Source organism: Chelatococcus sp. KU-N122, assembly GCF_055391085.1.
This window is the reverse complement of the sequence record NZ_AP043981.1, coordinates 7,514,764-7,530,354: the sequence shown is the minus strand read 5'-3', so window position 1 is coordinate 7,530,354 and position 15,591 is coordinate 7,514,764. Positions and strand designations below refer to the sequence as shown.

Sequence of the window (15,591 nt, the reverse complement as noted above, 5' to 3'; positions counted from 1 at the left end):
ATGTCCACCGATCCGGTCGTCATTGTCTCCGCCGTCCGCACGCCGCTTGGCCGTTTCCTCGGTGACCTGGCCCCGGTCGCGGCGCCGGCGCTCGGCGCTCATGTCATTCGCTCGGCCCTCGAACGGGCGAAGCTGCCCGCTGACCGCGTCGACGAGGTGCTCATGGGCTGCGTATTGCCGGCGGGGCAGGGGCAGGCTCCGGCCCGTCAGGCCATGCGCGGCGCCGGGCTGCCCGATGCGACCGGCGCCACCACGATCAACAAGGTCTGCGGCTCGGGCATGAAGGCGACCATGCTCGCTCACGATCTGATCCGGGCGGGCTCCGCCGCCATCGTCGTCTCCGGCGGCATGGAATCCATGTCCAACGCGCCCTACCTGCTGGCCAAGGCGCGCGGCGGCTACCGCGTCGGGCATGAGCAGATCTTCGACCACATGATGCTCGACGGGCTGGAAGACGCCTACGAGCGCGGCCGCCCCATGGGCGATTTCGGCGAGGCTGCGGCCGAGGCCTTCCAGTTCAGTCGCGACGACCAGGATGTCTATGCGGCCGAGACCCTGACGCGGGCGCGCCGGGCCATCGCGGACGGCGCCTTCAAGGCCGAGATCGTGCCCATCGCCGTTCCCGGCAAGGGTGGCCAGACGCTCGTCGATACGGACGAGCATCCGCTGAAGGTCTCGCCCGACAAGATCCCCACCCTCAAGCCGGCCTTCCGGCCCGACGGCACGATCACCGCCGCGAGTGCCTCCGCCAACGCCGACGGCGCAGCGGCGCTGGTGCTGACCCGCCGCTCGATCGCCGAGCGGGAGGGGCTGCCGATGCTCGCCGAGATCAAGGCGCACGCCACCCACAGCCAGGAGCCGGCCTGGTACACGACGGCGCCGATCCCGGCGATCCGCAAGCTGCTCGACAAGGCCAACTGGGCCGTCGGCGACGTCGACCTGTTCGAGATCAACGAGGCCTTTGCCGTCGTCGCCATGGCTGCGGCCAAGGATCTCGGCATCGCGCGCGACCGTCTCAACGTCAACGGCGGCGCCTGCGCGCTGGGCCATCCGATCGGTGCTACCGGCGCCCGGCTGATCGTCACGCTGCTGCACGCGCTCCAGCATCGCGGAGCCGAGCGCGGGGTCGCGGCGCTCTGCATCGGCGGTGGCGAAGCGACCGCAGTTGCCATCGAGCGCCTGCACTGACTACGCTCCGCTCGGGCAGCAGCACGCGAGCGGGGCATGACGGCAAACTCGGAAGGATCGCGCATGCGCCGCGTCGTTGTGACGGGCTTGGGACTCGCCAGTCCGCTCGGGGTCGGCGTGGAGCTGGCCTGGTCGCGGCTGCTCGCCGGGCGTTCCGGCATCCGCCGCCTTGCCGACCCGGCGGCGGCCGAACTGCCGGCCAAGGTCGCCGGCGTGGTCCCCGATCGGGCCGACGACCCCGAAGCCGGCCTCGATGCGGAGCGCGTCGCCCCTGCCAAGGACCTGCGCAAGATGGATCGCTTCATCCTGCTTGCGCTCGCGGCCGCAGACGAGGCCATCGCGCAATCGGGGTGGGCGCCGCGAACGGGACGCGAGCAGGAGCATAGCGCAACGGTGATCGCCTCCGGCATCGGCGGCTTCCCGGCCATCACCGAGGCGGTCCGCACGGCCGACGCCCGCGGCATACGGCGGCTGTCGCCGTTCACCGTGCCGTCGTTCCTCGTCAACCTCGCGGCCGGACAGGTCTCGATCCGTCACGGCTTCAAGGGGCCGATCGGCGCACCGGTCACCGCCTGCGCCGCCGGCGTCCAGGCCATCGGCGACGCGGCCCGGCTCATCCGCTCGGGTGAAGCCGATATCGCCGTCTGCGGCGGCAGCGAGGCCTGCATCAACAATGTCAGCATCGGCGCCTTTGCCGCGGCGCGCGCACTCTCCACCGGCTTCAACGACACGCCGGAGCGCGCTTCCCGGCCCTTCGACGCCGACCGCGACGGCTTCGTCATGGGCGAGGGCGCCGGCATCCTGGTGATCGAGGCCCTGGACCACGCGTTGGCCCGTGGCGCCGCGCCGCTCGCCGAGATCGTCGGCTACGGCACCACCGCCGATGCCTATCACATCACCGCCGGGCCCGAGGACGGCGACGGCGCCCGCCGCGCCATGGCCATCGCCCTCGACCAGGCCGGGCTGGCGCCGCGCGACGTGCAGCACCTGAACGCCCACGCCACCTCCACGCCCGTGGGCGACCACGGCGAGCTCGAAGCGATCAAGGCGCTGTTCGGGGTCGAAGGCGGCATCGCGGTCAGCGCCACCAAGTCGGCCACGGGCCACCTGCTCGGTGCCGCCGGAGGCCTGGAGGCGATCTTCACCCTACTGGCCCTGCGCGATCAGATCGCGCCGCCGACGCTCAATCTGCATCGGCCGGACGCGGCAGCCGAGGGCGTCGATCTCGTCGCCCTCACCGCCCGGCCCATGGCCATGGAGCATGCCATCTCCAACGGCTTCGGCTTCGGCGGCGTCAACGCCAGCGTGGTCCTGCGGCGCTGGAGCTAGAGCGGCCGCCCCAGGACGAGGCTGACCTTGGAGTTGTTCTAAAGCCGAGACAAAGAGCTTCGATTCTGGAGCCCTTCTCCTGCGGCCGGGCGATTCCGGCCGACCGCGGTGCCTCCCAGCTGGGCGGCGCGGCGGTCTGGCACTGTGGCGGGGGGGCGTGCGTCTCGTCAGTGAGATCAACTTTTCGTGATCGCGATAGAGCGCTTGCCCGATCCCGGTCGGTGTCCCCTCCGGAGGGGTCTCCGAACGTCCTTCGCCTGTCGGGAATTCCCTCGACCGTATTCGTCGCGCCGCGGCAGAACCTTATCCGGCTTGGGATTGAGGTCCAGTTGCGAGCGGCCGAGAGGGCTCCACCGCTGACAATATCATATACCCATAAATGGGTACTCATATATCCATAAAGTTATATATGGGGCATATGTAGTATAGTCCCAACTTGGTAAGCGGTGCGCGATGTTGTGCCGTGCCCGCCATTGTTGCATCGCAAGAAATTCCTTGTACGCGGGTCGATCGATTGGTAGGACGTTCAACCGAATAGGACAGTCCTGGCTCTCGTTTCTTGCTGGCGTGCCGAGCCCGTACAGGCTCTTGGTTCGACGGGGACGCAATGACGACTTGAATATGCAGACAGGCCGCGCCGTGCTGCCGCACGCCGCCGTCAACGCCGACGTCTTGGTTGTCGACGTAGTAGCTTGTCTACATATGCGGTGAAGGCGCAGATCATCGTGTGGGTTGAATAGTAATAATGTATAAATTTGGTAATAGAAAATAGATCTGCTGATCCGAGGCAAACTGGAGAGAGAAATGGCTGACGTAACCTACTCGCGTCTTTTTACCTATGATATCGGCACGGGTATTATCACGGCTGAGGAGGGGACCGCCGACAACCGTCCCGTCCTTCATGCGCCGACGCCTCCCACCAGCTTGGCGGTGGGTGACACCGTCACCATTACATTCAACGGGGCCACGACGCCCTGGATCTACCAGGGCATGAGCGTCGACAGCCAGCCGTTCTTCACCAACGCCGACGGCACGCAGCATTTCTTTCTCTCGCCCAACGGCAATCTCGATCCGGGCGATCCGGTGCCGCCCTTCGACGAGGTCCCTTACTGCTTCCTCGCCGGAACGCTGATCGCCACGCCGGACGGCGAGCGCGCGGTCGAGAGCCTGGCGGCTGGCGACCTGGTGCTGACCGCCGATGGCGAGACCCGGCCCGTGCTGTGGATCGGCCGCCAAACGATGGCCGCCCTGTTCGCCGATCCGCTGCGCAGCTATCCCGTCCGCATCGGCGCTGGCGCACTGGCGGAGAACGTGCCGTCGCGCGACCTCTATGTTTCGCCTGACCATGGCATCCTGGTCGATGGCGTGCTGGTGCAGGCCGCGGCCTTGGTCAACGGCACCAGCATCACGCGGATGGCCCAGCCCGCGGCTACCTTCACCTACTACCACATCGAGTTGGAAGACCACGCCCTGGTGCTGGCGGAAGGCGCCGTCGCGGAGACCTTCGTCGACAACGTCAGCCGCCGCCGCTTCGACAACTACGCCGAGTACGAGGCGCTGTTCGGCGACCGCGAGGCACATATCGACGAGCTGGAGCTGCCCCGTGCCAAGTCGGCGCGCCAGCTGCCGCGGGCGCTCGTTGCACGCCTCGAGGAGCGGGCGGTGGCCCTCGGCTACGCCGCGGAGAAAGCGGCGGCGTAAGCTGCTGACGCAGCCGCCGATACGATTCGAGACAGGCGGGGGCGCAACGGCGCCCCCGCCTTTTTCGTGCGCAGCGCGTGGCGACGGCCTCGGTGTCCTTGATGCGGTTCGTTATTCTGGCATAGGACAGTCTAGGGCAACGCAACGTGACACGGCGGGATGAATCGTCCAGTAATTGAGCAGCCGGCTTATCAGCCGCCGCCCGGCGAGAACCCGGCATCCTGGATCCGCGCTACGGCGTCGGCCGGCATGAAGGCGTTGGAGCAGGGCGACTTCGAGACTGCTGCCGCGAGCTTCGCTGCGGTGCTCTCGGTCGAGCCGGCGGCGCCGCGCGCTTTGCATGGACGGGCGGAGCTGGCCCGCCGCCAGGGGGAGCCCCAACAGGCGTTCTCCCTCGCCATTGCGGCCCTCACAGGCGATCCTACCCACGTCGGGTTGCATCAGCTGGCCCGTGCCTTGATCAAAGATCTCGGCGGCCAGACCGGCTCATCGGAGGCCGTGCGGGTGCTGCTGCTCGCGCATCCGTCGGTGCCCAATGTGGCGCGGCTGTTCTGCATTCACGCCCGCCAGCACGGCGGCGCGGAGGCCATGCACGACGGCCTTGTGGCTGCCATGGCGGCCGCGCCTGAGGATGACGCGCTGCGCCTGCTCGCCACGCAGGAGTTGCTCCGCGCCGGGCTGGCGCGGGCGGCCAAGGATGTGATCGATCCGCTGCTCGCCGCTCGGCCCGACGACCGGGCTGCGCTCATCGCCGCCGGCGACGTTGCGCTCGCGCTCAAGGACGACGAGGCGACGGTGGCCTTCTTCACGCCGGCGCTCGCCGCCGAATCGGGGCCGGCCGACAACCGGCGGCGGATCATGCTGGCAGCGGCCTTGAAGCGCCTCGACCGCGTCGAGGCGGCCGAGGCGGCGCTGGCCCCGGTCCTGGCCCAGGCCGAGGTGCCGGCTCTGGCGCATGAGCAGGCCGGCCATCTGGCGCGGGCGCGCGGCGATACCGCCGCCGCGATCGGGCATTTCGGCGCTGCGGTAGCGGTGGAGCCCGCTTCGGTGCGGATCCGCATGCTGCTGATGCGGGCGTTGCGGGATGTGGGCCGGCGTGCGGAGGCCGCGGCTGTCGTTGACGCGATCCTCGCTGACGACCCGGACGTGGCCGATGCTCAGCTGCAGCGGGGCGAGTTTGCGCTCGCCGCCAAGGACCACACGCAAGCACGCGAGGCCTTCGAGCGGGCCTGCCTGCTGACGCCGACTGACGCGCGGCCATGGCAGCGGCTGGCGCATCTCGCCGGGCTGACGGCGGGGGCGCATGCGGCGCTCGAGATCATGGCGCAAGGCGTCGAGCAGGCCAAGGGACCGGAGCTGCTGCTGGCGCAGTCGGACCTGCTGTTTCGCCGGGGGCTCGACACGGAGGCAGAGGCTTCGCTCCGCGCCGCCGAGGCCGTGGCGCCCGATGCAACCGCTGTTCGCATCATGCGCATCAAGCGCGCCATCGCCACCGGTCAGCACGACCTGGCCGGCGCCATGACGGCGGTGCTGCCGGCGGATAGCAACCGGCAGCGCGCCGTTCGTCACGATCTGGAGGGCACGCTGGCCGAAGCGCAATGGCGCTTCGACACGGCGGCTGCCGCGTACGCCGCAGCGGCGGCGTACGACCCGCGTTCGGCGCCGCTGCAGGAGAGCCTGGGGCGCTGCGGGCTGCTGGGGCTCGATCCGCGCCAGGCGCGCCGGCACTTCGCCAGCGGACGGGACCTGAATCGCGTCACCATCCTCGGTCGCGGCGGCTCGCTCAATCCGTCACAGAGCCGCTACGGCGCTCTGGTCAACGACGCCTGGTGCGATGCCGAAGCTCTCGCCACGACGCGCCAGGCGGCGGACACGGCAGGCGAGACGGCGCTGCTCGATGCCGTCCACCACATGCCGCACTACACGCTCGCGGCCATGGCCCTCCTGGTCAAGCTGCGCCATGCAGGATGCCTGGATGCCGGGCCGCTGGCACCGGCGGAGTCGCCCGCACCGGACCGCCGCATTCCGCAGCTGATCCACCAGTATTGGGATACCCAGGCCGTGCCGGACGACGTCGTCGACCTCATGCAGTCCTGGGCGGCGCTCAATCCGGGTTGGCACTATCGCAGGTTCGACAAGCGCACGGCGCAGGACTATCTGCGCGAGCACTTCCCGCCGAACGTCGGCCGGGCCTTCCGGCGGCTGCGCGTCGCTGCCCAGCAGGCGGATCTCTTGCGCCTCGCCATCCTGGTGCGGGAGGGCGGCGTCTACGCCGATGCGGACGACCGCTGCCTGGCGGATCTGGCACCGCTGACCGCCCGCGCGGCGCTGGTGCTGCGCCAGGAGCACCTGGGCAGCCTGGCCAACAATTTCATCGCCACGGCGCCGGACCACCCGGTCCTGGCGACAGCTTTCGAGCTGGCGGTGGAGTCGATCGTCCGGGGCGATGCGGATTCGATCTGGCTGTCGACCGGGCCAGGGCTGATCTCGCGCGCCGTGGCTGGCTATCTCGCCGCCGACCGGGGGCGCCTCGCCGAATTGGGTCGCGACCTGCTGGTGCTGACCCCATGGGAGATGCGCCGCTTCACGGCGCCGGCCTGCCAAGCTTCCTACAAAGCCTCGCCGAAGAGCTGGCTGAATCAGGAGTTCAACGCCCGCGCCTCGTGAGCTCTTGGTCCGTGAGCTCTTGGTCTCTGTCGCGCGCCTGCCGCTTGAACGAGAGCCCAGTATAGGAGCCTCCACCGGATGTGGGCTGTTGCGAGCCCCGTTGGATGGTCGAGCTAAGGCTGAGCCGTTTTCTGTGTGAAATAGCTGAATGTCGTCCTCCAGGCCGTGCCCCGTGGGGCCACGCGGCTGGTCACAGCGGCAGGGTCAGCGAGGCGGCGAGCTTGACGAGGTCGGCCTGGCGCCGGCAACCGGTCTTGTCGAAGACGCGCAGCAGTTGCGTCTTCACGGTGCCGACCGAGAGACTGAGCTGGGCGGCGATGGCCGTCTGCGTGTGGCCGGCAGCGATCATCTCGAACACGCGCGCTTCGGCCGGCGTGAGGCTGTAGATCAGCGCAAGCGCATCCCGCGGCAGCTCCGAGGAGGCCGCGGTCGGGGCGATCACAAGCGCCGCGGTTGCGCGTTGCATGCGGCCGGTGAATGACGTGCGGCGGGTGCGCAAGGGCAGGACGTGGACGACCGCGGGCAGGCCGTCGGGCTGCCGCGCCGGGATGCCGACACCGCGGGCGCTGGGCTTTGCCAATCCGCTGGCGGCCTCGCGAACGGCGGCGCCCAGCGCCGCCGTCGTCGCGTCCAGGGGCAGCGCGATCCGACCGTCCTTGACCTGGATGGGAGCGTTGGCGGCCAGCATGGCGGCCGCGGCGCTGTTGGCGTGCACTGGCCGCATGTCGTCGGCGACCAGGACGATGCCGGCCTTGAACGTCTCCAACGTGGCGGCGAAGGCCCCGATCTCGATGGTCCGCAATTCCAGGATCTGGCTGATCGCCACGGCGCGGCGCAGGTGCGGTGCAATCAGACGCAGGCCATCGAGCTCTGCGCCCGTGATCTCGCCCGCTGATCCATGCCGACCCATAGCCAGGTTGGCAACGCTTGTCGGGCTGCGCTCGAGGCCGATGACGACCGCATCCATGATCCCCTGCGGTTGCGCCCACTCCGCGAAGTAGCGGTTTTGTCTCATGCGCTCCAGATTGTCCTTCGCGGCCAGCTCCGGCATGGCGCGCGATTGTACGATCGGCTCCTCGAGCGGATACTTCTGAATACGTTCAGGGCCGCCCCAGAGGTCGACGACGGCGCTGCCGAAGCTTCCCATGATGGCGAGCCAATGCGGCTCGACGCCGGTCGTTACATTGAGGATTGCGCTGCCGTCCACGAGGCCGTTGACCGCCAAGACGGCATTGAAAAAGTTGAACTCGGCCCGGATCGCGTCGATGACGCTGCTCCACTGCTCTGGCGCCAGCACACAATCGTAGATGGCGCCGATGAGGTCGGACAGCCGCTCCGGCGACGTCCGGATACTCTGACCCATGGGCGCTTCTCCTGCGTTCCGCGTCATCCAACTTCCGGGCCCGCACAACGCCCATACGAGGTATCGCACGGCACCATTTTGCACCGCAACAGCCGACGTCTACCAAACGGTAGACGCGCCCTGCGGAAAATCACGCTAATTGACTGTCCGGCCGCCGCCCACGAGACAGCCGGAGAGTCGCATGGCACTGACGATTGATGCAATCGAGACCCAGCTCGATCAGCTCTTTGGCGTGTTGAAAGACAATATTGCGGGCTCGGTTGCCAACCAGGCCTTGCCGTTGCTTGGCAAGATCAGCGATCTACCGGGCGGAGATGGCACTCTCGACCCGTTCGCGGCGCTCAAGGACGAGATCCTCGACGCGGTACAGGGAGCGACGGGCGACGACGTGGCCGGCGCGGTCGCGGCGGCGATCAACGCGCTCGATATCACCGGCGTGACGGCGACGACGGCGGACGGCGCGCTCGATATTGCCATCGACAAGAGCGCAACCGTCGATACCGGCACGGCCACGCTCGACACGGGCTCCGCCATCGGCGACTTTCTGACGTTGTCCGCGCAAGCGTCGGCGTCGTTCACCGCTTCTCTCAACGCCGTCGTGGAGTTCAGCGCCACCGGCGATGCGTCGCTCAAAGACAACGGCACGCCGGAGCTCACCGTCTCCGTCGGCGCCAATCTGTCGCCGCATGCGGCCGCCAATCTCGGCATTGCCCAGGTTACGGTAGCGGACAAGGATCCGGCGGCGCCCGAGCTCAGCGCGAGCTTTGCCTTCGATCTGGCGCACGACAATGGCGGCTTTACGGTCGCGGTGCCCACTGTGACGGGCTCGGCGGGTCTTGACCTCACGTTCGCGACCGACACAGCCCTCGGCGACCTCCTGCCCGGGATCAAGGGGGAGTTCGTCGTCGACTTTCCCTTCGACGGCATCACCTTCAAGCAGCCCACGGTCGAGGTGCGCGACCTCAAGCTCGATCTGGGCTCGCTGGTCGGCATCGTCGGGCACACGGTCGGCGACATCGCCAAGATCTTCAACTCCGGTCCGCTGGGGACGCTGATCGACATCGCCACGGAGCCGGTGCCGGTGCTCGACGATCTCGCAGGTGCGGTCCCGGGCCTTAAGTCCTACCTCGACACGGTCGGCGGTTTCGACGGCGATGGCGACGGCATCATTTCGCTCGGCGACCTCGCGGCTCGCATGTTCCCGCAATATGCGGACTCGATCACGGCCTGGTATCAGGCGGTCACCATCATCGATGAGCTGCGCGAGATCGGGGCGGTGGCCGGCGCCGGCGAGATCGATTTCGGCAGCGGCAGCCTGATCGGCGGGGCGATCACGTCCAACATCGACGCCGGCGCCGTCGCGCAATCCTTGAGCGACGCGCTGGGAACGTCGGGCCTGAGCGACCACGTCCAGGACTTCCTCGACGGCGGGACCGGCAGCTCCGGGTTCCGGTTCGAGCTGCTGGAGCATCCCGAGAAGATCCTGGATCTTCTGTTCCAGAAGGACCCCGATCCGGTCAGCCTCGTGCAATACGACATGCCGGCGCTCAATCTTCAGATCGCCTACCGGCAGTTCTATCCCGTCGTCGGTCCGCTCGGGTTCACCTTGGGCGGCAACGTCAAGGTCGGCGTTCAGCTCAATGTCGGCTACGACACCACCGGCGTGTCGACGGGCAACTTCCTTGACGGGTTCTACTTCGCGTCCAATCGCGACGACCCCAACAACGTCACGGGGCAGAGCCTGCGGGGGATCCCGTACGAGCCCATCGGCTGGCTCGGGACCGAGCTCTCGGGCGGGGCCGGCATCAACTTCATCGTCGGCACCGGCGGTGTGGAGGCGACCTTCGGCTTCGGCATCGACACCTACTTCGATCCGAACATCGTCAGCTACGATCCGGATTTCGACGACTACAAATACCATCCGTCGGACGAGAACTTCGGCTGTGTGTTCGACATCGCGGGCCGCGCCTACGTCGACGTGCACCTGTTCGTGCAGATCGGGTTCGGCCCGTTCTCGTTCACCAAGAACATCCCGCTGGCGCAGGCGACGCTCGCCGAGTTCGATCTCTTCAAGTGTCCGCCGGCGACGGTGGTGCCCACGGCCGAGGCGCCCGGTCTCGCCACCGCCGACGGCACGACGCTCCTGCTGAACGTCGGGGATCCCGACGGGGACCGCGGCCGGTACCGCCTCGTCAAGGACAACGAGGCCGAAGAGCCGGTCCATCTCGTCAATCCCGATGCACCCGAGACAGAAGCCTACGTCATCGCGCTCGCCCGCGACGGGAGCACGGTCGTCCCCGGCAGCCTCGACGTGACCGCGTTCGGCCTGACGCAGCGGGTCGACGTGCCGACGCTGATCGTGGCGGACTTCAAGGGCGGCAACGACACGCTGGTCATCCAGAGCGATGTCGCGGTCGACAGTGAGATCCACGGCGGCGACGGCAGCGACACCCTCGTGGGCGCCGCCGGCCGCGACCTGCTGTACGGCGATCGCGGCGACGACAGCCTCACCGGCGGCCGCGGCAACGACGAACTGTATGGCGGCGACGGCAACGACACCCTGGACGGCGGTGCGGGCGCGGACCACCTGGACGGCGGCGCCGGCTTCGATGCCGTCGACTATTCCAGGTCGAACCACGATGTCGGCATCGGCATCATCGTCAATCTGGGGAATCCCAACGACACCGGCAGCGGCGGCGATGCCGACGGCGACACCTTCGTCTCCATCGAAGCGTTGACCGGCACCGACTATGACGACCTCATCCGCGCCGACGGCGTGACTTCCAGCGTCTACCTGGATGGTGGACGCGGTAACGACATCATCTTCGGCGGGACGGGCAACGACCTGCTGATCGGCGGCGCCGGCGCGGACGTCATCAACGGCAACGTCTACGGCGGCGACGACCGGGATCAGACGAGCTACTACACGTCCTGGGGCGGTGTCGACGTGGACCTCACGCGCGGCAGTGCTGTCCGCCAGAGGGGTGGGGATGCGGAGGGCGACACCCTCGTCCACATCCAGGACGTCCAGGGCTCCATCAAGGACGATACCATCCGCGGTGACGACAAGGACAACGAGATCCACGGCGAAGCCGGCAACGACATCCTGGAAGGCCGCGGCGGGCGGGATCTCCTCTATGGCGGCGACGGCGACGACCTCATCTACGGGGGGGCGGACGGCGATACGCTCGACGGCGGCAGCGGCATCAACACGCTGAGCTATGCGCACGTCAACGGGCCGGTCTCGGTCGACATCGGACGAACGAACGGTGGCCCCGATACGATTGCCGTCGCTCTGCTGAACCCCTACCTCACGGGACGGAGCTACAGCACCTTCACCAACCTGATCGGTACGGCCTACGACGATACGCTGACGGGCGACCTTGCTGCCAACCGTATCGAAGGGGGCGCCGGCAACGATATCCTCAATGGGGACGCGGGCAACGACGTGCTGATCGGCGGGGCTGGCGCGGACCAGCTGAACGGCGGCGACGGCTTCGATTGGGTATTCTACGACTCGTCCCCCGTCGCCGTGAACGTCAATCTGGGGGGCGTGGGGTCCGGCGGCGACGCCGAGGGCGACACCTACGCGAACGTCGAGAACATCCTCGGCTCGCGCTTTGGCGACATGCTCAACGGCAATGCCGGCGACAACATCCTCGATCCCAATATCTCCAGTGTCGTCGGCAACGAGCGGGTCATCGGGGGTAGCGGCGTCGACACGCTTCAGGCGGATTATTCCATCGCCGGGGCCGACAAGGGCGGCGGCATCACGATGACGAGCAACACCGTGCGGCGGCTGGACGCCGACGGGCGGGAAGTCGATCGGGTCAACTACGGCTCCATCGAGCGCTTCTTCCTCACCGGAACCGCCCGCAGCGATACGATCTACGGAGGGGATCAAGCGCTCGGCGACCGGCTCATCGGGGGCAGCGGGGATGACGAGATCGACGCGGGATCTGGCGCTGACTACGTGGACGCGGGCGCCGGCAACGATGCCGTCTGGTACTGGTCGAGTGACGCGTCGGTCCAGTTCTATCTCGACGGTGGCAGCGGCATCGATACGCTCAATCTCGACCTGTCGACGGTCCGCGACAGCCTGTCCATTACGGGGCCGAGCGGCAGCGGCCAATTCAACGGAGTCGATGTCCGCCTGCCGAGCGGCGCATCCGCCAGCAACTTCGAAACGCTAGGGCGAATTGATACCGGTGCCGGTAACGACACGATCACGCAGCTGGGCAACCACGACAACCAGTTCTATGGGCACGCCGGCTCGGACACGTTCAAGCCGGGGCTCGGCTTCGATACCGTCAACGGCGGCTTCGACTTCACCGGCCTGGCGGCGGACGGCTTCGTGCAGGGCACCTACAGGAGCGCCGGCACGCTGAACACCGATCGGCTGGTGCTGGATTATTCCGGTCTGGCCGCAGGCGAGTACGTGTCCGGCTACGGCTCCATGGTCGACACCGGCATCGTCGTCAGCTACCGCGCAGGGGGAACCAACGAGTTCCCGGCGTATGCAACCCGAACCCTCTACACCAACAGCGGCTCTTACCGCTCGCTGTCGTCGGATGGGACGACGACAAACCAGGTCAACTTCTCCAACATGGAGGGCCTCGACGTAAAGGGCTCGCAGGGCAACGATTTCCTGGACGGCACGTACACGACATACGGATTGGCGCCCGAGTGGGGTAACGATGTGCTGGACGGCGGCGCCGGCAACGACGTGCTGACGGGCTCGACCGGCAACGACGTCCTGATCGGCGGAACCGGTGCCGACAGATTCGACATGGCAATGGGCGGTTTCGGCTACGCCTACAGGGTTTACGAGACTGTATTCAATCAAAGTCACTTCTACGCGGCCGGCAAGGCGACGATCACCGATTTCAACGCGGCCGAAGGCGACGTCCTCGTGCTACCGACCGGAGCCTCGGCCGGCTGGTCGCGAAGCATTTCCGACTATTATATCAGCGTGCACGATGGATCGACCGACATCGTCGCGCGCAACTACAATTCAGCCGATTCCGTCGTTGCAACGTTGCAGGGCGTCACCAACTTCGATCTGAGAGCACCCTATGTAAGCTACGTGTATGACGGGGCCGGTTTCTTCACGGCAACGGCAGAACCGCTATCGTCGGCTGCCGAACCGGTTGCCAGCGAGTCATTTCGCCTGACGAGCGAGGCGGAGGAGGCGCCTGTCATGCCGGCGGCCCAGGATGCCTCCTGGGTTCAGCAGTCGGGCGATGCCGACGTCCTGAGGCAGGCACTCGATGGGGACGCGGCCGGCACAACCTTGACGCTCGAGGGCGACGCCGAGGCCTTCGGCACCTTCAGCGGAGACCCCTTCGGGCTCGGTTCGGGCATCATCCTGTCGACCGGCCGCGTCGCCGATCTGCCGGGAGCGAACACCAGCGCCCGGCCGCCGTCGCTGGCCGGCGACATTCCGGTCACGTTCACGAGGGTCGGCACCGCGGGCGGGACGACGATCTACAAGGCGGATCTCTCGGGCCTGGGGATCGACCTTCAATCGATCAAGCTCGTCGACGGCAATTCGGGAACCGGCGGCAGCGGCGGCAAGTTCAGTGGTTTCGATCTCGACGCCATCGCGTTCAGCCACACCGATCTGGCAGTGGGCGAATACACGCAGGCGGACTTGAACGCCCTCCAGCAACTCGGTGTCTTCGATTACTCGACGGCGGGCGTCTTCCAGCTCAAGGCCGGCGACCAGCGTCCCGGCGGCACGCAGACGGCGGAAACCGACGGTTGGACCAATGGGCTGATCAATGCCAACACGACGCTCGGGATCTTCGATTCGACGGGATCGGCGAGCGAGGTCGGCCACAGCGTGACTTTGGGCGACGGCGGCGCCATCGGCTTCAATCTGCTGCAGCCGGTCAGCACGGCGGACGGTCCGCTGTACCTCTACATAGCCGAAGCTGGCTCCAGCGGCGGCGAGACATTGCAGGCCAGCATTTCGGCGTCGTCGGACAAGATCCAGCCGGCGAGCGATCTGTCCACCGACCTCGGCCCGGCCGGGCCCGCCGGCGACGACACCAAGCTCACCTACACCTTCACGCCCGAAGCCGGCGATGACAGCTTCTCGCTTCAGGCGGTGCTGTTCACCGAGGAATTGCCGGAGCACGACGGCACCGATCTGAGCGATCTCTTTTCGATCAAGCTCAATGGCGTCGAGATCGGCGCGCTGTCGAACGGCGCGGCCCTCGACCTGCAAGCCCTCGTCTATTCGGGCTCGGGCGACCTGATCGCCAACCCGGTCGGCACCGGGCCGCTTGCCGACAAGGTCAAGGCCGACGCCTATACCCGGCTGCTGACGATTTCCGGCACGGTCCAGCCGGGTGTACAGAACACCCTCACGATCGAGGTAAAGGACCAGGGCGACGCCCTTCTCGACAGCGGCCTGCTGATCAAGGCGGGCTCGTTCAAGACCTCGGCGCAGGGCGAGAACCTCGCTCCGACGGCCAGGGGGGACTTCTATGTGGCGGCGGAGGGGACGAAGCTCGCCGTGTCGGCCGCGCAAGGCGTGCTGGCCAACGACAGCGATCCCAACGGCGACAATCTCTCCACGCTCTTCATCTCGGCGCCAGCCCACGGCACGCTCGCTTTCAACGCCGACGGCTCTTTCTACTACACGCCGGTGGCCGGTTATGTCGGCACCGACAGTTTCATCTACCGGGCGAGCGACGGCAGACTCGACAGCGGCAATGCCAAGGTCACCATCGACGTGATGCCTTGCTACTGCCGCGGCACGCGGATCCTGACCGACAGGGGGCAGGTCGCCGTGGAGGATCTCGCGATCGGCGACACCGTCCTCACCACCGCCGGCGAGACGAGACCCGTGCTGTGGATCGGCCGGCGGACGGTCGTGTCGGCATCTGCCGACCCGCTGAGCAGCTATCCGATCTGCATCGGTGCCGGCGCGCTGGACGTGCAGGTGCCGACTCGCGACCTCTACGTCTCGCCCGATCACGGCATGCTCGTCGACGGCGTGATCGTACAGGCCGGTGCGCTCGTCAACGGCGCCAGCATCAGGCGCGTGATGCGACCCGAGCCCGAGTTCGTCTACTATCATATCGAGCTGGAGGATCACGCGCTGGTGCTGGCGGAGGGGGCGCCGGCGGAGACGTTCGTCGACAACGTCACGCGCCGCAGCTTCGACAATTATGCGGAGTACGTGGCGCTGTTCGGCCGGCGGTCCGCGCACATCAGGGAGATGATGCTGCCGCGGGCGAAGTCGGCCCGGCAACTGCCGCGGGCGATCCGCGCGCGGCTTGCCGCCCGGGCCGCGGCGCTCGGCTTCGCCACCGCCGCGGCGGCGTAGGGGC

Annotated in this window: 6 protein-coding genes; 5 read left to right on the top strand and 1 reads right to left on the bottom strand. The window is 67.6% G+C overall.

Features of this window, described 5'->3' with window-relative positions:
* The 4 genes from ACZ5PO_RS33990 to ACZ5PO_RS33975 all read left to right on the top strand — a co-directional run bounded on the left by ACZ5PO_RS33990 (position 1) and on the right by ACZ5PO_RS33975 (position 6,885).
* Positions 1-1,188: an acetyl-CoA C-acyltransferase gene (locus ACZ5PO_RS33990; RefSeq protein WP_464187116.1), complete on the top strand. Its 1,188-nt coding sequence runs from the start codon at positions 1-3 to the stop codon at positions 1,186-1,188.
* A 63-nt stretch (positions 1,189-1,251) separates the two neighbouring features.
* Entirely contained in the window at positions 1,252-2,517 is a 1,266-nt protein-coding gene (fabF, locus tag ACZ5PO_RS33985) for a beta-ketoacyl-ACP synthase II (RefSeq protein ID WP_464187115.1), read from the top strand.
* 804 nt (positions 2,518-3,321) lie between these two features.
* Positions 3,322-4,218 (top strand): Hint domain-containing protein, encoded by an 897-nt coding sequence (locus ACZ5PO_RS33980; protein ID WP_464187114.1) that lies wholly within the window; start codon positions 3,322-3,324, stop codon positions 4,216-4,218.
* A gap of 159 nt (positions 4,219-4,377) precedes the next feature.
* Positions 4,378-6,885: a tetratricopeptide repeat protein gene (locus ACZ5PO_RS33975; protein WP_464187113.1), complete on the top strand. Its 2,508-nt coding sequence runs from the start codon at positions 4,378-4,380 to the stop codon at positions 6,883-6,885.
* Between the two features lie 190 nt (positions 6,886-7,075).
* On the opposite strand, the gene ACZ5PO_RS33970 is transcribed toward ACZ5PO_RS33975, so the two are convergent.
* Complete coding sequence (locus tag ACZ5PO_RS33970) at positions 7,076-8,248, bottom strand: helix-turn-helix transcriptional regulator (RefSeq protein WP_464187112.1); 1,173 nt, start codon at positions 8,246-8,248, stop codon at positions 7,076-7,078.
* Between the two features lie 181 nt (positions 8,249-8,429).
* On the opposite strand from ACZ5PO_RS33970, the gene ACZ5PO_RS33965 reads away from it, so the two are divergent.
* Positions 8,430-15,587 (top strand): Hint domain-containing protein, encoded by a 7,158-nt coding sequence (locus ACZ5PO_RS33965; protein WP_464187111.1) that lies wholly within the window; start codon positions 8,430-8,432, stop codon positions 15,585-15,587.
* Positions 15,588-15,591: the final 4 nt, after the last annotated feature.